Raw genomic sequence first — 25,791 nt, 5'->3', positions numbered from 1 at the left:
CACGCGCGCCTCCGGACCCCGTCCTCCCCCGCCCCGAAGACTGGCGTCATGTCTCAACGCCCGCGCATCACCAGGCTGCTGCAGCGCACCGCCCTGGTCGTGGCCGCTGTCCTCACGACTGCCCTGTCCACCACGTTCGTCGCCGCACCGGCGGCGTACTGCGCCGACTCCTGCGGCGGCTCCGTCGTCGTCGCCCCGCTGTCGCAGGAGCCGCCCGCCACCGGCCCGTGCACCAGCCCCGAGCCGGTGGTGTGCGAGATCCGCCGGTCCACTCCGCAGGAGCGGGAGGAACAGCGGGACATCCGCATGCGGTACCACTCCCTCATCGGGGACATGGACCGCGTGCGGTGCGCGATGCGTGCCGAGGGACGCAGCCCGCAGGAGATCGCACGCCACCTGGTCGACATGCGCAACGACGCCAAGGAGATCACCCGGGCCGGGATGTCGCCCGAGGAGGTCCGGCTGCTGGAAGAGCGCAACATGGCGAAGTACGGCAACCCCCTCGGCCCGACGGCAGACCAGCTCTACGCCAAGTACGGCTCCTGGGAGAAGGTCGCCGACGCCGCCACCCGCACCAGCCGCGCCGTCGACGGCGAACTCGGCCTGGAATACCGCCCCTGCCCCTGCGAACTGGTCCCCGCGGCGAGCGCCTGACCGGCCCTCACAGCGGGCTCCACGACCGGTCACCCGAGGCGTTCGCCGAACTCACGAGCGCGCTCGCGCCCGGCGGAGGCAACCGCCGAGCCGCCTTCCTCGATCCGTCTCGGTGGCGACGGCGGAGGCGGACAGGAGCGTCGCGGCGGCGAGACTGCCCCAGAGGGCGGCCGCGCCGTGGGGTGCGAGAGCGGTGATGACCGCCGGGGAGACGGCGAGACCGAAGCCCGTGGAGAGTTCGAAGCGGGCGAGGGTGCGTCCCAGGAGGTGGGCCGGGGCGAGGGCGGTGACGAGCGCGGTGGCGCTGCCGGCGTAGAGGATCTCGCCGATGGTGCAGACCACGGACACCGTGGCGACGGCAGGGGCGCCCCAACCGTGTCCCAGTGAGGTGGCCGCGAGGAAGCCGAGGTAGGACGCGGCGAGTACCACGCCGGCGAGAGCCAGCACGGTCCGCCGGGAGAAGCGGGACATCAGGACGGTGACCGGAACCTGCAGGGTGACCACCAGCACCGTGTTGGCCACGAAGATGGCTGCCGACCACATCGGGGATGCGTGCAACTGTGTCACCAGGACCAGCGGGAGCGCGATTTCGGGGACGTTGAGGCAGAAGACATAGACCACGTTGGCGGCCGGCAGCGCGCGCATCCGGGGCCCGGGCGCCTCGTCCCTGTCCTTGGCCGGGGCAGCGGCCGGATGCGCGTGGAGGCGGACCGACCACGCCAGGGCCGCCGCGGCGAGATAGGCGAGCCCGGTGACGGCTGCCAGCGCCTGCAACGCGGTCGTTCCGCCCGTCAGGCATGCGGTGGCGAGGAGCGCGCCCACGCCCAGGCCCGCGTTGCGCAGGGCCCGGCCTCCCGCGAGAGCGGTGTCGCGTTGCCGGCCGTGGGCGACCGTGGCCACGAGAGCCGCGTGGGCGGCCGGCCATGCCTGGTTGCCGACGCCGAGGAAGAGCGCCGCCGCCGCGAACGGCCAGACGTGCCCCGCCGGAGTGAACAGCAGCAGTGCCACGCCCAGCACCCGGACCAGCATCGACGCCGCCACGACCGTGCTGCGTGCGCCCCGGTCCAGCCATCGGCCCACCGCCGGCATGCACACCAGGCCCAAGGCGACGCCGGCCGTCATGGCGATGCCGGTGACCGGCGCGGACAGCCTCAGCACCGTCACCCCGTAGAGCAGCAGAAAGGGCCGCAGCAGGCCGGTGCCGAGCGCGTCCACGGCCAGGGCGAGGGCATAGCGGGGGCCTCCGGAGGCCCGGACGAGGGCGCGGGGCTGGATCTTGGTGAGGGTTGCCATGACGTCCGACGGTGCGTGCGGCCGCCGGGCCGGGCACGTCGGTTGACGGACACCGTCAATCGACGCCGTCACCGGACGTCAGAGCCGTGATGATGAGCGGATGACGTTGAGGATCGACATCAGCGGCCTGCCGTCCGGGCGGGTGCGGTTCGCCGCCTCCCCGCTGGCCGAGCTGACCGCGATGCTGCACGTGCTGGCCGAACCCGGGCATCATCCGCGGCACGCCGGCTGGGCCGGGGAGGTCTGGGCCGGGCTGCGGCCGGGGCTGGCCGAGCGGCTCAGGGAGGCGGAGTTCCTCTGGCGTTCCTCACAGGCCGACTTCCTGCTCCCCGCCCGGCCTCGCCCGACCCTCGCCGAGGAGTTGGACGACGTGGACCGGATCGACGACGAAACGTATGTGACCGCCGCGCTCGTCACCACGTGCGGCGGCAGCCGGGTCCGTTTCGCCGCTCCGTCGCCGCTCACCGACGCCGGTGCGCGCGAGCGGGCCCTGGAGCTGGCCCAGGCCCGCGGCGCGCGGCAAGAGGCCTTCGCGGAACGCCTGCTCGCGGACCCGGCCGCCGTGCGGGCGCGGGTGCGCCAGACCCTCGAACAGTGCGCCGAGGCCTTCTTCGACGCCGCCTGGGCGGACGTCGCCGTTGGGCTCGCCACCGATCTGCGCCTGAAGAACGACCTGTTGCGGCGCCAGGGCGTCGGGCCGGCACTCGCGTCGGTCTCCGGCGCGGTCTCCCTGGCCCCGGACGGCGACTGCATCATCGTGGACAAGCTGCAGGACAAGGCGACCGCCGCCCACGGTGCCGGGGTCACCTTCATACCCAGTGTCTTCGGCGGGCCTCACCTGGTGGTGGTCCACGCGCCCGGGTGGCAGCCGGTGGTGCAGTACCCCGTGGCGGAGCCGAGTCCGGCAGAGCCGGTGTCGCTGGACACGGTCACGCTGCGGCTGGAGGCACTCTCCCATCCGGTGCGGTTGCGGCTGCTGCGCACCCTGGCCCGCGGCGCGCACACGACCGGTGAGCTGGCCCACGCCTGGGAACTTTCGCCCCCGGAGGTTTCCCGCCACCTCGCCGTCCTGCGCCGCGCGGGCCTGCTCACGGCCCGGCGGCACGGTCGTTACGTCCGCTACACCCTCAATCTGCACGATCTGACGGCGCTGGGCACCGACCTGCTGGCGGCCGTGCTGCGCTGAACGGGCTCTGGCCCGCCGGAGCGCGGGCGACCGCCTCCGTTTTCCTCAGGTCCGCCGCATCGCAGGATCAGGTGACGCGTGAGGTGTCCTGGCGGGACATGTCCTCTCGGGGCTGCGCCACGCACAGGGCCCAGATGACGACTCCCGAGAAGGCGATCATCAGGGTGGACCAGATGGGGGAGTACGGCAGGGACAGGAAGTTGGCGATGATGATCAGTCCGGCGATGACGATGCCGGAGATCCGTGCCCACGTCACCGTCCGGAACAGCCCCAGGCTCACCAGCACGGCGACGGCGCCCAGGATGAGGGTGACCCAGCCCCAGCCGGTCAGGTCGAACTGGAAGATGTAGCCGTTCGTCGCGATGAACACGTCGTCCCTGGCGATTCCCATGAGGCCGCGGAAGATGTCGATCACTCCGGCGACCATCAGCATGACGGCGGCGAAGAGCGTCAGCCCGGCGGCCCACTGCTGCTTGCCTGCCTCTGTGGTGTGTGTCGTGGTCATTTTCAGGCCTCGATCGATTGTGTCCGATGATCAGTGAGGGCCGAGCGTTGCCGAGGTGGCGCTGTCTGTGGGGCCGCTGCCGCTCAGGACCAGCGCCTTCGCCCTGTGGAACTCCTCCTGCGTGATGTCGCCGCGCCTGCGGAGGTCGGCGAGCTTGGCGAGTTCGTCGGCACTGCCGGAACCGGGACCGCCCGCCGTCTCCCTGATGTACGAGTGGAACGCCTCGCGCTGCTGGATCGCCCGTTCCATCTCGCGGCGGCCCATGTCCTTGCCACGGGCGAGCAGGTAGACGAAGACGCCGAGGAACGGCACCACGATCACGAACGCCAGCCAGCCGGCCTTGCCCCAGCCGCCCATGGAATCGTCACGGAAGACATCGAAGACGATCTTGAAGAGCAGGAAGAACCACATGATCCACAGGAAGAACCACAGCATGGTCCCTAGGGCGCCCAGCAGGGGGTAGTCGTATGCGAGGTCCATCTGCGTGATCCTTTCTCGTCACCTCCGGGCCTGGGCCTTGAGTCCACACTGCGCCGGAAAAGGACCGGCGGCCTCACACGCTCCGGGTGATTCCGCGGCCGCGCTCACCCGTCCGAGGTAACCGTCGCTGCGCCTGCGTGTGTCCGCGACGGGGACGCCGGAGTGTGCGCACCGTGGGCTACGCGCAGGGAACGGCGGTGAGGGAAGATGATCGTTTCGGTGGTGTCGATGCCCGGCGGGACCACCGCTCGTACCAGCCTGGCGGAGGCACGTGAGTGCCTGGCCGCCTCCGACTTCGTGCTCGTCGGCGTCCAGCTGCCCGACGGGCCGGCGGCCGAGGGGCGGCCGGTCGTCGCCGGGCTGGGCCTGGAGGCCGAGAGTCCGAGGTGGTTCGGCAGGGCGGGTGAACCGGCACGGGCCCAGTTCTTCGGCGACCGGGCCGGTTTCGTCGTACCCGTCGTGGAAGGCGGCCGAGTCGTCCTCGTCCATTTCCTGGTGACGGAACGGCACCTGATCACTCTCCACTGGGGGCCGGCCGGGCCGCTGCGGAGTGTCATCGCCCGGCTGGGGCAGGAGAGCCCTCCCGACATCGTGTCCGTGCTGTTCCTGATGCTGCAGGAGGCGCTGGACACGTTTCGCCGGGCCGCGGTGGCGGACCTGCTGAGGGTGGAGGAACTCGAGGACGGGATGTTCGAGCGACGACGCCCCGATCAGGTGTACCGCCTGGCTCGGCTACGGCGGCGTGCCGCGCTTCTGCACCACTTCCTCCTCCCCTACCTCCAGGCGACGGACGAGGTTGTCGAGCGCAGAATGCTGAATCCCGACTTCCCCGAGGAGCGCCAGCGGCTCGCCCGGGAGTTCCAGCACACCGGCCGGCTGGTGCTCACCGACGTCCAGTCCCTGCAGGAGGCCACCCGGCGGGCCTTCGCCAGCTACGCCTCCCTCGTGTCGGGCGAGCAGAACGGCGTGATCAACCGGCTGGCCATCGTGTCGACGATCTTCCTGCCCCTGACGTTCCTGACCGGCTACTTCGGAATGAACTTCGCCTACCTCACGGACGAGATGGAGAGCAGGGCCGTCTTCTGGCTGTTCGCCGTCGCGTTGCAGGGGGGCGTGCTGTTCGTCGCCCTGTATGTGCTGCACCGCACCCACATCTGGCGAAGGCTCCGCAGCGACGACGGCAGGGAGGAAGAGTGAGCCCGCGACGTCAGTCGGGGGCGAAGGAGTAGCTGCGCCACAGGCCGGTGGACCTGACGATGTCGTCCGACGACTGCATGTCCAGGTAGATGCTCTCCCCACCCGGCGGAACGGTGCAGTCGGGTGTCGTGTACAGGAGCATGCTGCTCTGCGTGTAGTTGGTGACGCGGGTCACGCCCTCACGAAACCGGTGACATCCGTGGATCGACGGGTTCGTGATGGTCTCCACGAGCCTGGCACCGTTGCGCGCCACGATCTGGCCGGAAGCCTGGTCCTGGCAGGCGGTGAGCGCGAGGCCGAGCACAGCGATGCCGGTGAGCGCGGCCATGGACCGTGAAACGGGCATCAAGCCTCCTGTGCCGGGGGACGGGAGCTGCCGGGGACGTCGTCCCGCCCACCACTATCCGTCAGAGCGGGCGGGCACGCCTGGTGGGTACGACCGTTGCGGGCACGGCCGGGCCTTCGCCACTGCTCAGCCTGCCGGTGCCGGCTCAGGGCGGGCGGTTCGCGCAGGCGGCGTGGTGCGCGGTGCCGGGCGATAGTGGAGATGCACCAGTGTTCCACCGTCTCCTCAGGTGTCGCCGCCTGTTGCGCGTTCAAGCGCCTGAAGCCACCGCGGCGGACCGACTCCCGCTCCCAGGAGGTTACGGATGGATCTGATCCACTTCCGCATGGTCATGCCGCCCGCCCTCACCCAGCAGGCCGTCGACCTGCTCACCTCGCACGACCGCGTCCTCAATCTCGTGGTGGTGAGAGCGGCCCGCGTTCCGGACGGCGACATGCTCGAATGCGACGTGCTGAGGGGCGCCGCCAACGGCGTGCTGGGCGATCTGCGCAAGCTGGGCGTCGACCGGACGGGGTCGATCGCCGTCGACGACGTCGACATGATGTTCTCGCACGACGCCGAGCGGGTCGAGGCCGACCAGCCGAGCGCGCTCGTCCACGCGCCGCTGTGGGCCGCGGTCGAGGCCCACATCCGCAAGGAGGGGACCTATCCGCCGTCCTTCTACCTGTTCCTGGTCATCGCGGGGCTCATCGGCTCCGTCGGCATCATGACGAACTCGCAGATCCTCATCGTGGCGGCCATGGTGGTCGGCCCGGAGTACAACGCGATCACCAGCATCGCCCTGGGCCTCGACCGTCGTAACCGCCGCAGGGTCCGGGAGGGGGTGCGTGCGCTGACGGCCGGCTTCCTGCTGGCCATCGTGGTCACCCTGGGGTTCGCCGCGCTGGCACGAGCGTTCGACCTGCAGTCCACGGCCTTCGAGCTGGGGCTGCGGCCCGTGTCCCACCTCATCGACACGCCGGACTTCTTCTCCGTGGCCGTCGCCGTCCTCGCCGGCATCGTCGGGATCGTCTCGCTCACCGAGGCCCGCGGCACTGCCCTGCTCGGGGTCTTCATCTCCGTGACCACGATTCCCGCCGCCTCGGACCTCGCGGTGTCGGTCGCCTTCTCCGAGTGGGACCAGGCGTGGGGGTCCCTGCTGCAGCTGCTGCTGAACGTGGTCGTGCTCGTGATCGTCGGCGTCCTCGCCCTGCGTCTGCAACGCCGTCTGTGGCGCCGCGCGGCGCGCCGTGCCACCGCACCGGCGCCGCGCTAGCGGAGGAGCACCGGCACCCCTGTGACCGGCGCACACCGCCGGAACGGGTCCGGCGGGCCCGAGCCGGATCCCCGGCTTACGCTGATCGAGGGGGGAGCGTTCGGGTGAATCGCGCACCGGAAGGGACTCCCCGATGGACGACTACCCGCTGATCGAGAACCACGGTCTGCTCGGCGATCTGCAGACGGCGGCGCTGGTGACCACCGACGGGACGGTCGACTGGCTGTGCCTCCCGAGGTTCGACTCCCCCAGCGTGTTCGGCGCGCTGCTGGACAAGGACAAGGGCGGGCACTGCACGGTCCGGCCGACACACGCGACGCATGCGACCAAGCAGTTGTACCTTCCCGACACGGCGATCCTGGTGACCCGGTTCATGACGGAGGCGGGCGCCGGCGAGGTCCTGGACTTCATGCCGGTCACGGGCACGACGGCCACGCCCACCCACCGGCTGGTCCGCCTGGTGCGTTGTGTGCGGGGCAGTATGACGTTCGATGTGGAAATCGCTCCACGGTTCAACTACGGCCGGACGGCCCACCGGTTGCACATCAGCGAGCAGGGAGCGGTGTTCGCGGCCGAGGACGGCACGGAACTCACCGTGCATCCCATCCGCGAACCGGAGGACGAGCGGCTGGTGGACGTCCTCACGGGCCGGGGGAACGACCTGCACCTCACGTTGACGCTGCAGGCGGGACAGCAGCGCGGGCTGGTCCTGGAGTCGGCCGCCGACGGGCCGCCGCGGCAGATCCGCCTCGCCCAGTACCAGGAGCTTTTCGAGGAGACCATCAGGTTCTGGCGGTCCTGGCTGGGCCAGTCGCAGTACTCGGGGCGCTGGCGGGAGACGGTGGAGCGATCCGCCATCACGCTGAAGCTGATGACGTACGCGCCGAGCGGCGCCCTGGTGGCCGCCCCGACGACGGCGCTGCCCGAGCAGCTGGGCGGGGAGCGGAACTGGGACTACCGGTTCACCTGGATCCGTGACGCGTCCTTCTCCGTCTACGCCCTGCTGGGGCTGGGATTCACCGAGGAGGCGAAGGCGTTCATCGCGTGGCTGGGCGACCGGGTCAAGGAACGGGCCGGCAGCGACGGGGATTCGGGCCCGCTCAACATCATGTACCGGGTCGACGGATCCTCCGATCTGGTGGAGGAGATCCTCGAAGACTGGGAGGGCTACGAACGCTCCGCGCCGGTACGGGTCGGCAACGGGGCCGCGACCCAGCTCCAGCTGGACATCTACGGCGAGGCACTGGACAGCATCTACTTCGCGCACCGGCACGGGATCCGGCTGGGGCACCAGGGCTGGAACTCGCTGCTGACGAACCTCGACTGGCTGGTCGACCACTGGGACCAGGCGGGGGAGGGCCTGTGGGAGACCCGCGGCGGCCGCAAGCACTTCACCTACGGCCGCGTGATGTCGTGGGTGGCGTTCGACCGCGCTCTGCGGCTCGCCGAGTCGCACGGCCGGCCGGCCGCGACCGCGCGCTGGGGCGCCGAACGGGACGCGATCTACGAACAGGTCATGACGAAGGGATGGAGCGAGGGCCGGCGGGCCTTCGTGCAGCACTACGGCAGTGACGTGCTGGACTCCTCGCTGCTCCGGATGTCCACGGTCGGGTTCGTCATCCCCGAGGATCCGTTGTGGACGTCGTCCCTCGACGCGATGGAGGAGGAACTGGTCAGCGACAGCCTGGTCTACCGCTACAACCCCGAGGCCTCGCCCGACGGGCTGCGCGGCTCGGAGGGCACCTTCTCGCTGTGCACGTTCATGTACGTCGACGCCCTCGCGCGCGCGGGACGGACCAACCGGGCCAGGTTGGTGTTCGAGAAGATGATGGGGTACGCCAACCATCTGGGACTGTACTCGGAGGAGATCGACCCGACGGGCCGTCAGCTGGGCAACTTCCCCCAGGCGTTCACGCATCTGGCCCTCATCGACGCCGCGCTCACGCTGGACGAGGCCCTGGCCCGGCAGTAGCCGGTCCCGGTTCAGCCGGTCGGCGGCGCGGGTCCGAGGAGCACGAGCGTGTCGCCCTGATCCGCGGTGGCGGTCGAGGCGTCGGTGACCGGCTCCAGCCGGCCGTCACGCCGTACGACGAACAGAGCGTCATGCCCGGGCGGGCGGGGCGCCGAGGCGGGTTGCACGTGGAAGCGGCCGCCCCGCTCGTGGCGGTCCGCCAGGGTGTGCCGGACCAGCTCCGGGCCGAAGAGGATGCGACCGGCGGTGTAGGGGGCGACCACACCCTCGCTGCCGGGGGGCGGGCCGACCCGGTAGACGGGGCCCTCGACGCTGTCCTCCATGAGGATCGCGGCCAGCGCGTTGAAGTCGTCGTCGGCCGTGAGAAGGAAGACCGAGGTGACCCCCTCCAGCCGCGCCTGGGGATTGGTGGCCGCGGCCATGAGTTCCCCGGTGACCAGTTCGATCCCCGCCTCGTTGATCTGGTTCCTCTCCTGTGCGACGCCCGCCCACATCAGCACGTCGACCCCGGCCGCGCGCAACGACCGGGCCAGATCGACGACCCAGCGATCGCCGCCCACCAGCAGCGGACGTGCACGCGCGGGGCGCGCGACGCCCAGCCTGCCGGCGACGGGTCTCGCGGTGAGCGCGTAGATCACCACGGTGCCCACGATCACCAGGAAGGTGACGGGAAGGATGTCTTCGGCGCCGGGCAGTCCCTTGGTGGTGAGGGAGGCGGAGAAGGTCGTGGCGGTGGACGCGGCCACGATGCCGCGTGGGGCCATCCAGCCGATGAAGGCACGTTCACCCGCGCCGAGACCCGTCCCGGCGGTGGACAGCAGGGCCACCAGGGGCCGGACCACCACGACGAGCGTGACGACGAGCGCGAGGGCGGGCAGGAGCACCGGGACGACGGTCTTCGGTGTCACGGTGGCCGAGATGGAGACGAACAGCAGGCCGATGATCAGCTGGACGAGTGTCTCGAAGAACGGTCTGCGCGCGGGCATGTCGAGTCCGGGCAGGTTCGCGACGGTCAGTCCGGTGACGATCGCGGCGATGAGGCCGGTGTCGTCGTACACCATGTCGCAGCCGACGGCCACCACGACGACCGTGGCCAGTTGGGCGAGGGTGCCGAGGGTCTCCCCGAGGCGGAGCCGCCGGAGGGTGAACCACAGCAGTGCGGCACCGATCGCTCCGCCGGCGAGTCCCAGGGCGAGGCCGGCGAAGAACTCACCGAATCGGAAATGACCGCTCTGGAGTCCCCCGGAGACGATGGAGTGGAAGACGACGGCGCCGAGGATGCCGCCGACGGGATCGATCAGGGAGCCTTCCCACATCAGGACCCGCCGTACCTCGTCCGTAGGCCGGACGTGCTCCAGCAGGGGTCCGACGACGGTCGGCCCGGACACGACGAGAATGACCCCGATCATGCTGGCGGCGGCCAACGGCACACCGAACAGGGCCGGGCCCAGGCCCATGACGGTCCCCCAGGTGAGCAGGACCCCGGACACCAGGAGTCTGACGACGGTGTTGCGGGTGGCGCCCTTGAGATGGCGCAGGTCCAGGCCCAGCCCGGCGTCGTAGAGGATGATCGCCACCGACACCGACACCAGGGGGGAGAACGCCGGCCCCAGGAGGGCGTCGGGGTGGACGTCGTCGGTCAGGGCTCCGGCGGCGAACCCGGCGGGCAGCAGGAGGATCAGGGCCGGGATCCGCAGTCGGCTCGCGAGGATCTGGCACCCGACGGCGAGGGCCACGGTCAGCCCGATGCCCAGCAGGACGTCGTCCTCGGTCACCTGCCTCCTGCCCTTCGGTGCGCACCCGGGGAGTGCGGGCCCGCCGTGGGGTCAGCCCTGGTCACCGGCATCGGCGCGCCGCAGGTCGGAGTCGGTGAGGCCCTCCAGCTCACCGTGGGTGTCCAGCCAGTAGAGGAAGACGACCGCGGGGATGACGAGCACGACGGCGACGAGGGTGACCAGGCCGAGCCAGCGGAGCGTGGTGTGTGCCCCCGCGCCCTCGGCCACGGTGAGTGAGGTCGGGATGAGGTAGGGGCGCTGCGCCATGCCCCAGGCGATGACCGCCGACGCCACCGCGCCGACGGCTGTCACCCGGGACCAGGCCGCGGTGGGCCGCATCAGCAGCCACGCGGTGGCGAGGGTGCCCAGCGCGGCCACGACGACGAAGACGAGGCCCACGCCGTGCGTGAGCCCGTGCCACACATGCGGGGCGTCCCCGTGGGTGACGATCAGGGTGATCACGGCGAGCACGGCGAGGGCGGCCAGTGCGCCCAGGGCGCGCCGCCGGAAGTAGCGGTCGAGGTCCGGCGCGTCGAAGCGCCGGGCGTCCGCGGCGAGGAAGACGGCACCGAGCGACGCGGTGGCCGCGACGGCGAGCAGGCCGAACAGCAGCGAGGTGGGATTGGCCCAGACGTCCGTCGATGCCGTCGTCGTCGAGGTCACCCGTCCCGAGGCCACTCCCCCGGCCGCGGCACCCAGGAAGAAGGGGGTCAGGAGCGAGGCGACGGCGAACACCGCTCCGTACAGGCGCCGGCCGGACAGCCTCTGGGCGGGCTTGCGCAGGGCGAAGCCCGCGCCGCGCAGCACGGTGCCCACGGCGGCCAGGGCCAGGGGCAGCCACATCGTGGTGAAGACCTGCTGGAAGAGGACGGGGAAGCCCGTCCACATGATGACCAGGACGAAGATCAGCCAGACGTTGTTGACCTCCCAGACGGGGGCCATCGCGTGGTCGATGAGCCGACGTGGGCGCTTGCCGCGCTCCGCTCCGCCCGCCGTCAGGTCCCAGAAGCCGGCTCCGTAGTCGGTGCCGCCGCCGCAGGCGTAGGCGGCGATGGCGAGCAGCAGCACGACGGCGATGACTCCGGCGATCACGATCGGCTCCCGGTGGTGCGCGGCCCGTACGGCGTGTCGGTCTCCGGTGGCTCCTGCGGTGGCCGCGTTCCGCCCGACTCGTCGGCCTGCCGCCAGCGGGAGCGCATCTTCAGCAGGATCGCCAGGAACGATCCGAAGACGAAGACGTACACGACGATCACCAGGCCGACCATGAGCCACAGACTGCTGGAGCGCGTCGCCGTCACGGCTTCGGCGACCCGCATGTTCTGGTACACGATCCAGGGCTGGCGGCCCACTTCCGTGGCGATCCAGCCGCATTCGACGGCGACGACGGAGAGGAAACCGGAAACGGCGGCGGACCGGTAGAACCAGGGTGAGCCGGGCATGCGGCGGCGCAGCAGCCAGAGTCCGGCGTACCAGAGCGCGAGCAGCACCAGCAGGGAGGCGATTCCGACCATGGTGTCGAAGGCCCAGTGGGCGATGGTGGCCTGCGTGGCCGTCGGCCGGTCGCTCGCGGGCACGGAGGTCAGCCCGGTCACCTTGGTGTCCGCGTGGAACCCGGCGAGGATGGAGTCGAGTTGGGGGATGCGGATGCCGCCGGAGATGCTCCCGTCGGGATGCAGCCGGCCGTAGAGGTATTCCGGCTGGTGGGTGTCGGTGTCCCAGACGATCTCCATGGCGGCGAACTTCACCGGCTGTTTGTGGAAGACCTGCCGGGCGATGGAGTCGCCGAGCACGAACTGCACCGGTGTGAGGACCGCGGCCAGTGTGAAGGGGATCGTGAAGCCGAGCCGGTGGTAGCGGTCCCGGCGGCCGCGCAGCCAGCCGACCGCGTAGACGCCGGCCACGACGTAGCCCGCCGTCAGGAACATCGCCACGACGAAGTGCCAGTACTGCGGGCCGAACATGGGCGTGAAGATCGCCTTCCAGATCTTCACGTCGACGGGGTTGCCGGCGGAGTCGAGGGTGAAGCCCCGGGGGGTGTTCATCCACGAGTTGGCGGCCAGGATGCCGAAGGCGCCGAGCAGGGCCGCGAACGGCAGGGGCAGTCCGAGCAGGAAGTGGGTGCGCGAGGGGAGCCGTCGCCAGCCGTAGAGATAGATGGCGATGAGGACGGCCTCCAGGAAGAAGGCCCAGGCCTCGACCCCGAAACCGATGCCGAAGACGTCGCCCCAGCGGCCCATCATGCCCGGCCACAGCAGCCCGAACTCGAAGGAGAGCACGGTGCCGGTGACGACCCCGATCGCGAACTGGACCGCCATGACGGCCGACCACCGCCGTGCCAGCAGCAGGGCGGTCGCGTCGCCGCGGCGCAGGCCGTAGCCGTGCATGATGAGCGTGATCAGCGGCAGGGCGACGCCCAGGGGCACCAGGATGATGTGGGAGGCGAGGGTGAACGCCATCATCGATCTGGCCGGGAGCGTTTGGGCGGGCGCGTCCGCCAGCATCAGGACCGTGTGCATGTGAGCCCTTCCGGGAGCCGACGCGGAGGAGGCGGGTCAGCCGCCGGTGGCGAAGCCGGGGAAGAGGGTCATGCCGCCGTCGACGTACAGGGTGGTTCCCACCACGTAGTCCATGAGGTCGGAGGCGAGGCCGACGACGGCGTGTGCGATGTCCTCGGGCTCGCCGATCCGCTTGTAGGGGATCAGCCGCAGGAGGTCCTCCTGCGCCTCGGGCGTCTCCCAGGCGCTGCGGTTGATGGGTGTCTTGATGGCGCCGGGGGCGACCGCGTTCACACGGATCCGCTTCGGGGCGAGTTCCTGGGCCAGCGTCGCCATCATCATCTGCACGCCGCCCTTGGAGGAGGCGTAGTTCACGTGGCCGGACCACGGGATGAGCTGGTGCACCGAACTCATGCAGATGATCTTCCCGGCCGCACGCGACACCTCTGGGACGACTCCCCGGCGCAGGAACTCCTTGGTCGCCTCGCGGGCGCAGAGGAACTGCCCGGTGAGATTGACGTCGATGACCTTCTGCCACTGGGCGAGGGTCATGTCGGTGAGCAGGGCGTCCCGCTGCAGTCCGGCATTGGCGACCAGGATGTCGATCGTGCCGAACTCCTGGACCATCCGGTTCGTCATGGCGACGACCTGGTCCTCGTTCGAGACGTCGGCCTCGTAGGCGGCGGCCTTCACCCCGAAGGCGGCGATCTCCTCGACCACCTTCTCGGCTTCCTCGCGGCCGGCCACGTAGTTCACCACGACATCGGCCCCGGCCCGTCCCAGGGCGACGGCGGTCGCCCTGCCGATTCCGGAGTTGGCGCCGGTGACCAGCGCCTTCTGACCCTTCAGCAGCTGCGCCGGAATCACGTTCTGCGGTGCGCCCTCGACGGAACTCACGATGCCCTGTCCTCCACTGTGTACCCGGATGAACCGGGCCGCGGCCCGGAGGGTTCAGCCGTCAGACAAGCATCGTGGAGGAGAATCGGCACGCCGGGGCGGACGGCGTTGCGCCCCCCGGCTGACGATCTTCGCCCGCTCGGAGGCGGGACGTGGGGACCGCGTTTCAGCCCAGCCGCTGCAGCAGGTGGTCGCCCACGCGCAGGGCGTTCGCGATAGCCGTCAGGGACGGATTGACCGCGCCGATGCTCGGGAAGAAGCTCGTGTCGACGACGTAGAGGTTGTCCAGGTCGTGGGCCTTGCAGTCGACGTCCAGCGCCGAGGTCGCCGGGTCGGTGCCGAAGCGCACCGTGCCGGCCTGGTGGGCGGTGGCGCCGATCGGCATGCCCTTGTGCAGGTAGATGCTGTGGGACAGCAGTCGGTGCTCGTGCATGCCGAGATGACCGAGCATGTGCTGCAGCTTGTGCCGAAGGCGCTTGAGGCCGGCGATGTTGTTGCCCTCGTCGAGGGTGAGCCGGATCCGGCCGTCGTCCTCCAGGGTCACCCGGTTGTCCGGCTGGGGCAGGTCCTCTCCGCACAGCCAGAAGTCGACGGCGTGATGGGCCAGGACCTCGAAGGGCATGTCCGGCGCCACCGCGCCCGCCCAGCGCGGGGCCTCGCCGTGGATCTGCTCGGCGTCCGACTTGCCGAGCATCTGGATGCCGCCCAGGGGGTAGTCCCAGTCGTCCGCTCCCAGGTACCAGTCGTGCAGGGCGAGGGTCTTCTGGAACTGGGTGTCGTTGGGCTCCTTCGAGATGGCCATCAGGGCCAGGTTGTTGTGGCGCATGTAGTGCCGGCCGACGACGTCCGAGCTGTTGGCCAGACCGTTGGGATGCCGGTCATCGGCGGAAGCGAGCAGCAGGGCGGCGGAGTTGACGGCACCACAGGCCACCACCACGATGTCCGCCGAGAAGCGGGCCTCCTCCTCGCCCGGAAGCCGGGCGACGACGCCGGTGACGGCGCGCCCGGTCGGATCGGTCTCGAGTCTCGTCACCCGGGCGTTGGTGATCATCTCCACGTTCGGGTGTTCGAGTGCGGGCTCCACACAGATCACCTGGGCGTCGGACTTGGCGCGGACCAGACACGGGAAACCGTCCACCCGGTTGCAGCGGATGCAGGCACTGGAGTGGGTGGCCCCGCCGAACTCGTCCTGGGTGAGGTTGACCCCGACCGGCAGGTGGAAGGGGTGCAGTCCCTGCTTCTCCAGGTCGTCGCTCAACTGCCGTATGCGGGGCTCGTGTTCGACCGGCGGATAGGCGTACTGTGCGCTGCTCGGCCCTTCCCAGGGGTCCTCGCCGTGCCGGCCGTGCACCAGGTAGAGGTGCTCCGCCTGGGTGTAGTACGGCTCGAGGTCGTCGTAACCCAGGGGCCAGGCCGGTGAGATGCCGTCATGGTGGCGCAGTTCGCCGAAGTCCTCGGGCCGCAGCCGGAACAGCGCGGCACCGTAGAACTTGGTGTTGCCGCCGACGTAGTAGTTCACCTCGGGCGGGAACTCGTTTCCGTGACTGTCGAGCCAGAACTCCGGGGCCCGGTACTTGGCCTTGACGAACACGGCCGTGGAATCCCAGTTGTCGCGTTCGCGCCGTAGGTAGTCGCCGCGTTCCAGGATGAGCACGCGCTTGCCCGACGGGGCCAGGCGGTGGGCGAGTGTGCCGCCGCCCGCGCCGGTACCGATGACGATGACGTCGTATGGGGGGAGGGCGTCCACGGCAACCACCGTCCTTGCTCGTGCGGTCTGTGGCTGGTGCCGGCTTTTGCTCTTCGAACGTACGCGCAGCGCGGTCGTGCGGCACCTGGAACGGGCCCCGCCTCGGCCCGGTCACAGAACGGCGATCGGGTTCACCGGGGAGCCGGTCGCCGCGGGCAACCGCAAAGGGGCGACGACGCACAGGAAGTGCCGACGGCCCTGCTGCTCGCACACCGTGGCCAGTTCCTCGAGGTCCAGCCAGTCCAGCAGATGCAGGCCCATGGCGTTGACGGCGAGCGCGTGCACGGGGAACGGGATCTCCGGCACAGCGCTCGGCGCCGTGTCGCTGTTGCCGTCGCACCCCAGGACGGACACCTGCCGCTCCGCGAGGAAACCCATGGCCGTCGGGTGCAGGCCCGCCCTCGCCCGTGTCACGTCCCAGGCACCGAGGGTGCGGCGCCGCAGGCGGTGTCCCACGCGCACGAGCAGCAGATCGCCGGGTCCGACCGTCGTCCGCTGGGCGGTCTCGGCGGCGACGAGGTCCTCGGCGGTCACCTGGTCCCCGGGTTCGAGCCACGGCACACCGCGCAGGCGCGGAATGTCCAGCAGGACACCGCGGCCGACGATGCCGTCACGGACCAGGTCGAGCGTGAGCGCGCCGGCTCCGTCCGGTGTCACGGCGCTCGCCGGTACTCCGCCGTACAGCTCGCCGTCGAACATCACGTGGCACAGCGCGTCGAGGTGCGTGTCGGCGTCCCCGTGCACGTTCATGGCGAACCGGTCGCGGGCGAAGTACAGCCCGTGCTCGTCGGTCTCCCGGTTCGTCGGTGCGGTCATCCGATGGGTCGCGGGCTCCGGGCTGTCCGGACCCGGCCGGGTCTCGACCGGCGCGGCCAGTGACACGGTGCGTCCGCACCGGACCTCGGCGGCGGCCGCCACCACCCGTTCGGTCGTGATCCGGTCGAGCGCGCCACGCCGGTGTTCCCCACCGTCCTGGGCCTGGTCCCGCAGCCGGCGGTACAGATCACGGAAGGCCCCCTCCGACATGGGCCGCGGTGCCGTGGAGGGCGCGGGCTGCGAGGGCGCGGGTTCGGGTGCCCCGGGCGGAGAAGGCGGGGGCTGCGGTGCCCCGGAGGGAGATGGCGAGGGCTGCGGTGCCTCGGACGGCGAAGACGGGGGCTGCGACGCCCCAGACGGCGAGGCCCCAGACGGCGAAGGCTCGGGCTGCGACGCCCCAGACTGCGAAGACCCAGGCTGTGGCCGCGGGTGCGAGGTCATGGTGAACCCCCGTGTGTGTAGCCCGGCCGGGTTTCGCCGCTGTCGTCCCAGGTGGCGGCGGGCCGGGTGTCGGGTGGGCCGGCCGGCTTGCCCACCGCTGGGGCGGCGCGTCCGGGCGGCAGCAGTTCCACGGTCACGAAGCCGACCACGGCGGCGAGGATCGCCACGGGAATCATGGCGCCGCTGCCGAGCACCAGGACGACCAGCAGCACGCTGCTCACCGGGAGCCGCAGCGCTGCCGCCGTTGCGGCCGCCATGCCCGCCGCCATGCCGGGTACGACGCCGAGGCCGGGCAGCGGGGCGAGCAGTACGCCCACCGCGGCGCCGAGGAACAGCGAGGGGAAGACCGGGCCGCCGCGCAGGCTGCCGAGGCAGAGCGCGTACGCCACTCCCTTGCACAGCAGCACGGCGACCAGGGCGCTCACTCCCCAGGCGTGCGGATCCGCGGCCAGCCGCTGCAGCACGGCCTCGCCGGACGAGGCCACGTCCGCCGGCGACCGGTCCACGGCCAGCGTGTACACCGCGGCACAGGCGCCGGCGGCAAGCGCACAGAGTGCCGTGTGGAGCACGGGGCCGCCCACGACGAACACGGCGGCCCTGCGCCCGACGGACAGCAGCAGGTGGACGGCGGCGGCGATACCGACGGCCATCAGCACCGACCAGAGCACGTCTCCCGCGTCGAGGCGGGGGAACGGGACACCCACCTTCAGCGACAGGCTTCCCGTCGACAGACCGGTCCAGCGGCCGAAGCCGGTGAACACCAGCGAGCCGATGCCGCTGGACAGGAGCGCGGGCAGCATGACGGCGAACAGCTGGGGGCCGCCCACACCGGCCACCTCGATGAGGATCACCGCTCCGACCAGCGGATTCCCGAAGATCGCCGACAAGGCCGCCGCGGCGCCGGCCGCACCCACGAGGGCCGTGCTCCGTGGGGTCACCGGGGCGCGGGCCACTTCCCTGAAGAACAGGGCGAGGCCGCCCCCGAGCGCGATCAGCGGGGCCTCCGGACCGAGGGTCGCGCCGAGCGGAAGGCCGGCCGCGGCGGCGAGGATCACCCCCGGCAGCGCGGCCGGTGCCATGCCCGCCGCGTGCAGACCGGAGGCGGGCACGTGTCCGCCGGCTCCCGGCAGATGCCTGACGACGAGGCCGACGACGACACCGGCGAGCGCCAGCAGGGGCAACGGCCACCACCAGGGAGGCACGCTCCGGCCGAGACCGGCCGGCAGGTCGGTCCAGAGCAGATGTTCCAGCTCGTGGAGTCCGGCGAGGAACCAGAAGGCGGCCAGCGAGACCGGGACACCGATGGCCGCTGAGAACACGAGCGCCTTCTGGTACGCGGGGTCGCGCAACAAGTCCCGCAGCCGGTCGGCCTCTTCCGGCTGCGTACCAGCGGGGGCAGGGGGCGTGCCCGCAGCGGGGGCGGGGGGCGGATCCGACCGCGTCACGGCACCGTTCCTCCCGAGTCAGCCGGGCATCGGGCACTCCTGTGCGTCGACATGTGCGCGCGTCTCTCCCGCTCATTGCAGCACTCGGCCCAAGGCCTCGCATGTCCGGACGGCACCCGTCGCAGGACGCCGACGGAGCCGTTGGGGTGCCTGCGCGGATCGGACGGCCCACTCCGCGAGCGGGACTCGGCCGTTCCCCCTTCACTGAGAAGGTCAGTTCGTTTCGAGGTCACGGGAGGCACGGCATGGCAGGGCACTGGACACGGGGTGCGACGGGCGCGGTACTGGCCCTGGCCGTCGCCGTCACGGCCGCCGGATGCTCCGACGACTCCGGAAACCCGTCCGGCAGCGCCAGCAAGGCGGCATCCGCCGCAAGCAAGGCGGCATCCGCGGCGTCCTCCGCCGCCTCCTCCCTCGCCTCCCAAGGCGCCGACGCACTCGCCTCGGCCACTGCGGAGGCCAAACGCAAGCTCGACGAGGCCAAGGGCGGGGTCAAAGCGAAGGACGACGTCACGCTCGGCACCGTCACCACGAGCAACGGCAGCAACGCCACGGTCAAGGTCACGGCCAAGAACACCGCCGACTCCACCAAGTCCTTCGCGGTCCAGGTCAACTTCACGGACACGAGCGGCAACCTGCTCGACGTGACCGTGGTGACGGTCAAGGACGTCGCCGCCGGCGCCTCCGGCGACGGCACCGCCCAGAGCAACCGCAAGCTGACCGGCGAGGTGCGCGCGGACGTCGGCACAGCCCTGCGCTACTGAGTCGTGCCCGGTGCCGCACGGGTGTGGGAGGGGCCCCTGTCCGGCGCTGACGCCGGGCAGGGGCCCCTCGAGGCGATCAGGCTGCGTCAGCCGTCGGATTCGGGCGACGGGATGTAGGCGCCCGGCACGTCCTCGGGTGCGAAGATCTTGCCCTCGCCGGGGTACGGCTTCTTCCACCCGTGCGTCTCGTACCACGTGAAGTGGTTCATCTGCGCGGGGTTGGCGTAGTCCGGCACGGCGTTGGGGCCGGTCAGACGCTGCTTCGACTTCCAGTGCTCCCACTTCGCCGCGAGCATCCGCCGGTCCGCCGGCACCTTCGCCGACGGTACGGCCGCCGCATGCGGGTTCTGCGGCGCCGGGGTGTCCAGGCCGCAGGGCGGCGGGGTCTTCAGGCCGTCGGTCAGCGGGGTGCGGTTGGGCAGCGCCGTGAACGGCGTGGGGTCCGCGTGCCGCGTGAACGCCCCGCGCATCGGGCTCGCCGCGCTGTCCTTCTGGTTCATCGGGTGGATCCCGAGGATCTGCTCGATGGTCCGGATCACCGTGATCTGGGTGTAGTAGCGGCTGTCGACGGTGCCGTGCCGGGCCCAGGGGCTGATGATCTGGATGGGGGCGCGATGCCCGTCGACGTGGTCGAGGCCGGCCTGGGAGTCGTCCTCGACGTCGAAGACCGCCGAGTCCTTCCAGTACTTGCTGTGCGAGATCTCGTCCACGATCCTGCCGGTCGCGAGGTCGTTGTCCGCGACCTGAGCGGCGGAGTTCGCCGGGCCACCGGTGTGGTCGCTGGAGAGCCAGAACATGTTCAGGTTCGCCGGCCCGTTCTTTTCGAAGTCACGCTTCCAGATCTCGTACCGGTAGACGTCCGGGACGCTGGTGTCGAACTTCGGGAAGCCGTGCACCGACACGTCGTTGAGCGACGGAATCGGCGAGGACGAGTTCAGGGCGTAGGCGGTGTCCTGCCCGGTGGCGTCCATGTTCTTGGCGTCGCAGTACAGGTTCTGCCAGCTCGCGCCCGACGGCTTGGTCAGGAACTGCTGGAACTCGCCGAAGTCCCGCACGGACTTCCCCACCGCCTGCGCACCGGTCCAGATGAAGCCGGTCCGCTGGTGGCCGCGGGCGTCGTCCTCGGTGTCGTAGCTGCGCGCGTACTCACCGGCCGAGGACTCGGTGTACTCCGGGTCGTCGGCCTGCATCAGCCAGTTGTGCCCCTCGGCGGAGTTCGTGCCGATGTCGTACGTGTTGTCGTACAGCCCGAACTGCCCGGCCAGGGCGTGCTGGTTCGGCGTCACGTTCTCGCCGAACTGCGTCAGCGAGGGGTCGCCGTTGCCCTGCGGGATGTCACCGAGGACCTGGTCGTAGGTCCGGTTCTCCTTGACGAGCAGGAACACGTGCTTGATCGTCGAAGGGTCGCCGAGCCGCTGCGGGACCGGCACCGGCTTCGCCTTGCTCCTTGCCTCGGTGAGCTTGACCGAGCCGGGGGTCCAACCGTTCTGCTGGAAGACCTTGGCCGTCTCGGACCTGATGACGCCGTCCCGTGGCAGCGTGAACCGCTGCACGCTCGATGTCGTGTCGTGGGTGGCGTGCCCGGCGCCGGCGGTGGGGCGGCGGGCGTCGATGCCGCGGGTGTTGGAGACCAGGACGTCCTTGCCGGCCGTGGCGATCTCCGCCGGGAAGTAGTCAGTCGGGAGCAGGCCGACGTAGCCGACCGGCTCCTGCGGGGTCCGGTAGCGGTAGACGGCGACCGCGTCGGCGCGGCCGAGCGTCACGAGCAGGTGACCGTCGTCGGTGAGCGTCACCGCGTCGGGCTCGTAGCCCACCGACGCCTCCGGCCACGGCTGGGTGGCGATGGTCTGCACGACCTTGTCGGTGGCGGTGTCGACGACCGACACGTCGTTGGTGGCGGTGTTGGTGACGAACAGCGCGCCCTTCCTGGCGTACAGGGCGGTCGGGTGCAGGCCTACGTCGATGCTCGCGACGGCGGCGTCCGGCTTCGCCAGGTCGATGACGCTGACCGTGCCGGTGGTGGTGGCGGCCGTCACCGGGTCGGCCGGCACCTGGGTGTTGTAGGAGTTGAGGGTGGTGTCACCGGGCTTCGCCGTGCGGCCGCCCTCGTTGCTGACGTAGCGCTTGTCACCGACCTCGGCCAGGTCACGCGGGGCGTTGCCCACGGCCCAGCTGTGCCGGACGGCGCCGGTCGCCGCGTCGATGGCGACCACCCGGTTCTGGCCGTTGACCGCGCAGTACACGGTGGAGCCGTCGGCCGAGAACACCGCCTCGCCGACGAGCGCGTGCCTGGCCCCGTCCGCGGGGATGCTGACGGACGTCGGGGAGGTGACGCTGCCGTCCGGGTTCACGGTGAACCTGGTGTAGCCGTCGGTCTGGCCCAGCCACAGCTGTGAGCCGTCGGGCGAGTACGTGGGGCCTTCCTGGCCGACGGAGTTGCTGCCGATGCGCGGGGTCGACGACGCGGAGGTGCCGACGAGTTGCTGCACCTTCCAGTTCTTCAGGTCGACGATGGCCAGCGCACTGCCACCGTCGGTGACCGAGGCCGCGAGGTGGGCGCCGTCCGGGCTGACCGAGGACGACATGATCTTGCCGTTGTCGATGACGAGCCGGTCGCCGTACGGGGCGAGGTACTGGTCGCTGGAGACGACCTGGCCCCGATCGGTCGTCTGGCCGACCTGATCGGTGGCGAACTGGTGCGTCTGGGCGAAAGCGGCACCGGCCGCGACGAGGGCGAGAGCGGTGATGCCCGTCGTCACCAGGGGTATCCGGCGACCGATGCGTCTACCGAGAAGGCCGGAACGGTCCTTCTCGACACGCCGGCGGCGGCGTGTTACCTGCATGGAGTCATCCCTTCGAGGTGGCGAGCAGTTCGACGTCGCCGTCGAACTGCCAGAGGGGGTTCGGTGCGTCGCCGGCCGGGGTGCGGACCAGGAAGTAGCCGTTCACTTCCTTGGGTCCGTCGCCGTCGGCCATGAAACGCCCGTCTGGGGTGACGTCGAGCTGGTAGACGGCCGTCCCCGCGGCCTCGACCCCGGGGAGATGCCAGGAGACGACGCAGCGCCAGTCGTTGCCCGGCCCCTCTGCGGCGACCCTGACGCTGCCCTTGTCGCAGGTAGCCGTGGCCTTCAGCTGTGTTTCCGTGACGTCCGGGCGGTTGAGTTCTTCGGTCTGCAGGGGGTAGAGGTGGGCGAACGCCGTGGCGACCGAACGCTGCACCTCGTCCTGCTCGACTCCGGAGCCCGTGGCCCCGGTCGTCGCGGTGAGGACCGCGACCGTCGCCGCGACAAGTCCGGCCGGCAGCAGGGCCCCGGCGGTGAGCGCGCGGCGCCCCGAGCCGTCGTAGCCGGGGTTGGTGAAGTCGCGCCGCAGGAACAGCAGGTAGGCCAGCGCGGTCGCGGTGACGGCCCACACCAGGCTGACCACGATGCCGATCAGGAGCGGGCCGAGCTGCGCGGGGCCGGTGAACAGACCGTTCCAGGCGATGAAGGCGTAGCCGGGCAGGGCGAGGCGTACGACGACGGGCAGCGGCAGCATCTGGGCGAGCTGCATCGCGAGCGCGACGAGCGCGGGCAGCAGCAGCCCCATCGGGGACCGCCCCAGGGTGACCGACCCGAGCAGTCCGATCGCGGCCAGGGCCAGGGTCGGGGCCAGGACGCACACCCAGGCGAGGAGCACCTTTTCCGCCGCGTCCGCCGGTGCCAGTATGTGGCCGTCGAGGCCGACCAGTGGCTGGTTCCCGACCGCCAGGACCCCACCGGCAGCGCTGGAGCCGGCCAGCCCGGCCACGAGCAACAGGATGACGGTGAGGCTGGCCAGTGCCTTCGCTGCGAAGATCCGCCGGGGCGAGCGGACGGCTACGAAATGCCCGGCGCTCGGGCCGTGTCGGGACCGGTTCCGGGCGCGTTCTCGGAGCAGCAGCGCCGGCTGGGCGGCGAACTGGGGCGGCCACCGGCACCGCGGCACGGCAACGGTGATCACCGGGCAGCGCGACCGAGGGCCCCTGACCAGACCGCGCATCGAACGCCGGCCACAACGAGGAGACGCATCGTGAACCATGACCTGTCACCCGCCGCCGCGACGGGCCCGGCGGCGCCGTCCAGCCGACCGGTGGTCCGACCGGCCACCCCGGCGGATGCCGAGGGCATCATCCGGCTGCGCTCCGCCTACATCCTCTCCGAGCACCTGAGCGAGGAATGGATCAGCCGGTGCGCCGACGAACTGGCCCCCAGGCTGGTCCCGGCCGGGGACGCCCGCGCCTTCGTCATCGATTCCCCCGACGGCTCCCTCGCCTCCTGTGCCCTCGGCCTGATCCACCCCGTGCTGCCGGCGCCCAAGTACCCCAGGGGACTGGCGGCCCGTGTGCAGGCGGTCGCCACGCGTCCGGACGCCCGGCGCCGCGGCTACGCCCGAGCGGTGCTGTCCGCGCTGCTCGAGCACCTCCACACCGAGCACGTCACGCTCTTCGAACTCCACGCCAGCGACGAGGCGTCACCTCTCTACCGGGAACTCGGGTTCGCCGGCAGCCCGGCGCTGATGCGGATGACGCGACTCGAGAGAACGGCCGCGGCGGGCGAGCGGGGAAACGGAGAAGGCGGTCGTGGGTGGCTGCCGACCGAGCAGTACGCCGAAACGGTGCCCAAGGCCACCGCCTTCGCCTGCGTGTACTTCACCGACGGCGCAGACCGGCCGCTCCAGCTGCACTCCACCTACTCCCCCGCGTACCCCTGGCAGCTGGTGGGCGGCACCATGGACCCGGGCGAGCGTCCCTGGCAGACGGCCGTCCGCGAGTGCCGGGAGGAGACCGGCATCACGCTGTCCGTGCCGCCTCGGCTCCTGGCGACGGTGTACGGCCTCCCCGGCGCCGAATGGCCGTACAGCACGATGGGCCTGGTCTTCGACGGAGGCCGCCTCACCGAGGCGGAGATCCGCGCCGTCGTACTGGATCCGTCCGAGCACGACGAGGCCCGCGTCCTGCCCCTTGAGGCGTGGGAGCCGTTGATGCCACCTCAGGACTTCGCGCGCCTGAGCGCTGTGGCGCGAGCCCGCCGCACCGGCGTGGCCGCCTACTTCGACACCTGGGACTGGGGAAACGGATGAGCATCGGATGGCCGCCCGGCGGGAGGGAGGCCGCGGTCTCCCTCCGGAGTCCGGGCGGTCCTGCGTCGGCTCGCGTCCACCCGGCGGCTCGGCGGGGCGGCGTTTCGCGCGTCCCCGGGTCCTGCCCGGAGTCTAGGCTCGGCCCGTGGGACAGCCTGACCAGCGTGCCGAGGGCGCGGGACCGTTCGTCACCCGACTCACGTGGCACCTGCCCGACGGCGGCATGGCGGTGTGGGAGTCACGGACCGCGCGGCGGCGCGGCACGCTCGTCGTCCGTCCGCCCGGTGCGACGGAGAGCCGGCGCACCCGTGCGGATGCCGTTGCCCTCGGCCGGCTGCGCACGCTCAACGTCATCGCGGCGTTGTCCTTCGTCATCGGCGGGGCCCTCTTCGCGGCCGGCGCGGCTGACGCCCAGTTCGGCTCCGGCGATGCCACCGAGTGCGCCTCGATCTACTTCGCCGGCGGCTTGTTCTTCAACACCGGCGGCTACGTCTCGCTGCTCCAGGTGGTCAACGCACCCCGCAACGCCGCCGCCGGTGAAGGCCGGCTGACGACCCGCCACTGGCGGTGGTGGAGCTATGAGCCGATGCGGGTGGACTGGCTGAGCACGTTCCTCCTCTTCGCGGGCACGCTCGTCTTCGCCGTCAACCTGCTGGACTCCTTTCTGCAGGGGCTGAGCGTCCAGCAGGTCAACCGGCTGATCTGGGTGCCCGACGTGATCGGCTGCATGCTCTTCCTGATCTCCGGACATCTTGGCTTCGTCGAGCTGTGCCACGGCCGGCCCTGCTTCCGCCCCCGCGGCCTCAGCTGGTGGATCGTCGCGGTGAACCAGCTCGGCTCCGTCCTGTTCATGGTCTCGGCACTCGCCGCCTTCACCCGCCCCGCCACCGGCAGCCTCGTCAACGCCGACATCGCCAACTGGGGCACCCTCACGGGAGCCCTGTGCTTCTCGCTCGCCGGTGTCCTCCAGCTCTACGAACATCCCTGAGAGCTCGTCACACGATTGTGTTGCGGTGCGCCGGTCTGGCGCGACCAGTACGACGATTCCGCCGTTCGTGAGGCGTGGGGCATCGGGCGTGCATCGTGGACGACGGCTTGTGGGGGCTGATCGAGCCGCTGCCGCCGCGGGTGTCTTCGACCGGTTGCACCGCCTCCTGCCATCCGAGCTGCACGCGGCCGACGCTCCGGCCTGGTTGCGGGCCTGCCCTCGGTCCAGCCCCACAACCGCCGCCAGGCCGTCACCCCGCTGCAACCGATGCGTTCGGACGGCCCAGCGGCCCCGCTCGACCGCGTTCCGGCACTTCGCCGAATGGTCGAAGGCCAGGGCGTGAGCCACGTGCTGCCGCTACACCGTTCGACCCCGGCGTCGAGTGATTCGTAAGGCGACAATTGAATCGCCAATCATCCTGGGAAGATGCCGAGA

General features: G+C 71.0%; 20 protein-coding genes and 1 pseudogene. 8 read left to right on the top strand and 13 right to left on the bottom strand.

Annotation, left to right across the window (positions count from 1 at the left end; all coding sequences use genetic code 11):
• Nucleotides 1–48 precede the first annotated feature (48 nt).
• On the top strand, nt 49–654 hold the full coding sequence (locus ACZ5CW_RS26335; RefSeq protein WP_468605447.1) for a hypothetical protein: 606 nt from the start codon (nt 49–51) through the stop codon (nt 652–654).
• Nucleotides 655–705: 51 nt separating this feature from the next.
• Here the strand turns inward: ACZ5CW_RS26335 and ACZ5CW_RS26330 are convergent, their stop codons facing one another.
• The gene (locus tag ACZ5CW_RS26330; protein WP_468605445.1) at nt 706–1,947 is read right to left on the bottom strand and encodes an MFS transporter; all 1,242 of its coding nucleotides are present in this window, start codon (nt 1,945–1,947) and stop codon (nt 706–708) included.
• A gap of 100 nt (nt 1,948–2,047) precedes the next feature.
• Between ACZ5CW_RS26330 and ACZ5CW_RS26325 the strand changes: the two genes are divergently transcribed.
• Complete coding sequence (locus ACZ5CW_RS26325; protein WP_468605443.1) at nt 2,048–3,133, top strand: DUF5937 family protein; 1,086 nt, start codon at nt 2,048–2,050, stop codon at nt 3,131–3,133.
• Between the two features lie 67 nt (nt 3,134–3,200).
• Here the strand turns inward: ACZ5CW_RS26325 and ACZ5CW_RS26320 are convergent, their stop codons facing one another.
• Both ACZ5CW_RS26320 and ACZ5CW_RS26315 read right to left on the bottom strand, forming a co-directional pair.
• Nucleotides 3,201–3,638 (bottom strand): DUF7144 family membrane protein, encoded by a 438-nt coding sequence (locus ACZ5CW_RS26320; RefSeq protein ID WP_468605441.1) that lies wholly within the window; start codon nt 3,636–3,638, stop codon nt 3,201–3,203.
• A gap of 30 nt (nt 3,639–3,668) precedes the next feature.
• Nucleotides 3,669–4,118 (bottom strand): SHOCT domain-containing protein, encoded by a 450-nt coding sequence (locus ACZ5CW_RS26315; RefSeq protein ID WP_468605439.1) that lies wholly within the window; start codon nt 4,116–4,118, stop codon nt 3,669–3,671.
• A gap of 207 nt (nt 4,119–4,325) precedes the next feature.
• Here ACZ5CW_RS26315 and ACZ5CW_RS26310 point away from each other — a divergent pair, with 207 nt between their 5' ends.
• The gene (locus ACZ5CW_RS26310; RefSeq protein WP_468605437.1) at nt 4,326–5,315 is read left to right on the top strand and encodes a CorA family divalent cation transporter; all 990 of its coding nucleotides are present in this window, start codon (nt 4,326–4,328) and stop codon (nt 5,313–5,315) included.
• A 10-nt stretch (nt 5,316–5,325) separates the two neighbouring features.
• On the opposite strand, the gene ACZ5CW_RS26305 is transcribed toward ACZ5CW_RS26310, so the two are convergent.
• On the bottom strand, nt 5,326–5,661 hold the full coding sequence (locus ACZ5CW_RS26305; protein ID WP_468605435.1) for a hypothetical protein: 336 nt from the start codon (nt 5,659–5,661) through the stop codon (nt 5,326–5,328).
• A 304-nt stretch (nt 5,662–5,965) separates the two neighbouring features.
• Here ACZ5CW_RS26305 and ACZ5CW_RS26300 point away from each other — a divergent pair, with 304 nt between their 5' ends.
• Nucleotides 5,966–6,916, top strand: a complete 951-nt coding sequence (locus tag ACZ5CW_RS26300) for a DUF389 domain-containing protein (protein ID WP_468605433.1) — start codon at nt 5,966–5,968, stop codon at nt 6,914–6,916.
• Nucleotides 6,917–7,049: 133 nt separating this feature from the next.
• On the top strand, nt 7,050–8,888 hold the full coding sequence (locus tag ACZ5CW_RS26295; RefSeq protein ID WP_468605431.1) for a glycoside hydrolase family 15 protein: 1,839 nt from the start codon (nt 7,050–7,052) through the stop codon (nt 8,886–8,888).
• A gap of 11 nt (nt 8,889–8,899) precedes the next feature.
• Here the strand turns inward: ACZ5CW_RS26295 and ACZ5CW_RS26290 are convergent, their stop codons facing one another.
• From ACZ5CW_RS26290 to ACZ5CW_RS26260, 7 genes are all read right to left on the bottom strand, one after another.
• Nucleotides 8,900–10,663 (bottom strand): cation:proton antiporter, encoded by a 1,764-nt coding sequence (locus tag ACZ5CW_RS26290; RefSeq protein WP_468605429.1) that lies wholly within the window; start codon nt 10,661–10,663, stop codon nt 8,900–8,902.
• 51 nt (nt 10,664–10,714) lie between these two features.
• The gene (locus ACZ5CW_RS26285) at nt 10,715–11,755 is read right to left on the bottom strand and encodes a cytochrome d ubiquinol oxidase subunit II (RefSeq protein WP_468605427.1); all 1,041 of its coding nucleotides are present in this window, start codon (nt 11,753–11,755) and stop codon (nt 10,715–10,717) included.
• Nucleotides 11,752–13,179: a cytochrome ubiquinol oxidase subunit I gene (locus ACZ5CW_RS26280; RefSeq protein ID WP_468605425.1), complete on the bottom strand. Its 1,428-nt coding sequence runs from the start codon at nt 13,177–13,179 to the stop codon at nt 11,752–11,754. Before ACZ5CW_RS26280 ends, ACZ5CW_RS26285 begins: the two co-directional genes overlap by 4 nt.
• A gap of 36 nt (nt 13,180–13,215) precedes the next feature.
• Entirely contained in the window at nt 13,216–14,055 is an 840-nt protein-coding gene (locus ACZ5CW_RS26275; RefSeq protein WP_468605423.1) for an SDR family oxidoreductase, read from the bottom strand.
• A 166-nt stretch (nt 14,056–14,221) separates the two neighbouring features.
• Nucleotides 14,222–15,811, bottom strand: a complete 1,590-nt coding sequence (locus ACZ5CW_RS26270) for a GMC oxidoreductase (RefSeq protein ID WP_468605421.1) — start codon at nt 15,809–15,811, stop codon at nt 14,222–14,224.
• A 102-nt stretch (nt 15,812–15,913) separates the two neighbouring features.
• Nucleotides 15,914–16,828, bottom strand: coding sequence for a cyclase family protein (locus tag ACZ5CW_RS26265; RefSeq protein ID WP_468605419.1), 915 nt, complete (start codon nt 16,826–16,828; stop codon nt 15,914–15,916).
• Nucleotides 16,829–17,055: 227 nt separating this feature from the next.
• On the bottom strand, nt 17,056–18,504 hold the full coding sequence (locus ACZ5CW_RS26260) for a chloride channel protein (RefSeq protein ID WP_468605417.1): 1,449 nt from the start codon (nt 18,502–18,504) through the stop codon (nt 17,056–17,058).
• A 245-nt stretch (nt 18,505–18,749) separates the two neighbouring features.
• Between ACZ5CW_RS26260 and ACZ5CW_RS26255 the strand changes: the two genes are divergently transcribed.
• A complete protein-coding gene (locus ACZ5CW_RS26255; RefSeq protein WP_468605415.1) occupies nt 18,750–19,268 on the top strand; it encodes a hypothetical protein in 519 nt (172 codons plus the stop codon).
• Between the two features lie 86 nt (nt 19,269–19,354).
• Here the strand turns inward: ACZ5CW_RS26255 and ACZ5CW_RS26250 are convergent, their stop codons facing one another.
• Together ACZ5CW_RS26250 and ACZ5CW_RS26245 are read right to left on the bottom strand one after the other, a co-directional pair.
• Complete coding sequence (locus tag ACZ5CW_RS26250) at nt 19,355–22,111, bottom strand: bifunctional YncE family protein/alkaline phosphatase family protein (protein WP_468605413.1); 2,757 nt, start codon at nt 22,109–22,111, stop codon at nt 19,355–19,357.
• Between the two features lie 4 nt (nt 22,112–22,115).
• Nucleotides 22,116–23,129, bottom strand: a pseudogene (locus tag ACZ5CW_RS26245) (ABC transporter permease); the annotation flags it as partial.
• Nucleotides 23,130–23,318: 189 nt separating this feature from the next.
• On the opposite strand from ACZ5CW_RS26245, the gene ACZ5CW_RS26240 reads away from it, so the two are divergent.
• Nucleotides 23,319–24,368, top strand: coding sequence for a bifunctional GNAT family N-acetyltransferase/NUDIX hydrolase (locus ACZ5CW_RS26240; protein WP_468605411.1), 1,050 nt, complete (start codon nt 23,319–23,321; stop codon nt 24,366–24,368).
• 145 nt (nt 24,369–24,513) lie between these two features.
• On the top strand, nt 24,514–25,356 hold the full coding sequence (locus tag ACZ5CW_RS26235; protein WP_468605409.1) for a hypothetical protein: 843 nt from the start codon (nt 24,514–24,516) through the stop codon (nt 25,354–25,356).
• Nucleotides 25,357–25,791 lie beyond the last annotated feature (435 nt).

It is taken from the genome of Streptomyces sp. NPDC031379 (assembly GCF_055569615.1).
Note: the sequence above shows the minus strand (reverse complement) of the source record. Positions and strands in the feature narration are given on the sequence as shown.

Coding starts and splice junctions, on each gene's coding strand:
- ACZ5CW_RS26335 (WP_468605447.1), top strand. CDS start 49: ATGTCTCAACGCCCGCGCATCACCAGGCTGCTGCAGCGCACCGCCCTG.
- ACZ5CW_RS26330 (WP_468605445.1), bottom strand. CDS start 1,947: ATGGCAACCCTCACCAAGATCCAGCCCCGCGCCCTCGTCCGGGCCTCC.
- ACZ5CW_RS26325 (WP_468605443.1), top strand. CDS start 2,048: ATGACGTTGAGGATCGACATCAGCGGCCTGCCGTCCGGGCGGGTGCGG.
- ACZ5CW_RS26320 (WP_468605441.1), bottom strand. CDS start 3,638: ATGACCACGACACACACCACAGAGGCAGGCAAGCAGCAGTGGGCCGCC.
- ACZ5CW_RS26315 (WP_468605439.1), bottom strand. CDS start 4,118: ATGGACCTCGCATACGACTACCCCCTGCTGGGCGCCCTAGGGACCATG.
- ACZ5CW_RS26310 (WP_468605437.1), top strand. CDS start 4,326: ATGATCGTTTCGGTGGTGTCGATGCCCGGCGGGACCACCGCTCGTACC.
- ACZ5CW_RS26305 (WP_468605435.1), bottom strand. CDS start 5,661: ATGCCCGTTTCACGGTCCATGGCCGCGCTCACCGGCATCGCTGTGCTC.
- ACZ5CW_RS26300 (WP_468605433.1), top strand. CDS start 5,966: ATGGATCTGATCCACTTCCGCATGGTCATGCCGCCCGCCCTCACCCAG.
- ACZ5CW_RS26295 (WP_468605431.1), top strand. CDS start 7,050: ATGGACGACTACCCGCTGATCGAGAACCACGGTCTGCTCGGCGATCTG.
- ACZ5CW_RS26280 (WP_468605425.1), bottom strand. CDS start 13,179: ATGCACACGGTCCTGATGCTGGCGGACGCGCCCGCCCAAACGCTCCCG.
- ACZ5CW_RS26265 (WP_468605419.1), bottom strand. CDS start 16,828: ATGTCGGAGGGGGCCTTCCGTGATCTGTACCGCCGGCTGCGGGACCAG.
- ACZ5CW_RS26255 (WP_468605415.1), top strand. CDS start 18,750: ATGGCAGGGCACTGGACACGGGGTGCGACGGGCGCGGTACTGGCCCTG.
- ACZ5CW_RS26250 (WP_468605413.1), bottom strand. CDS start 22,111: ATGCAGGTAACACGCCGCCGCCGGCGTGTCGAGAAGGACCGTTCCGGC.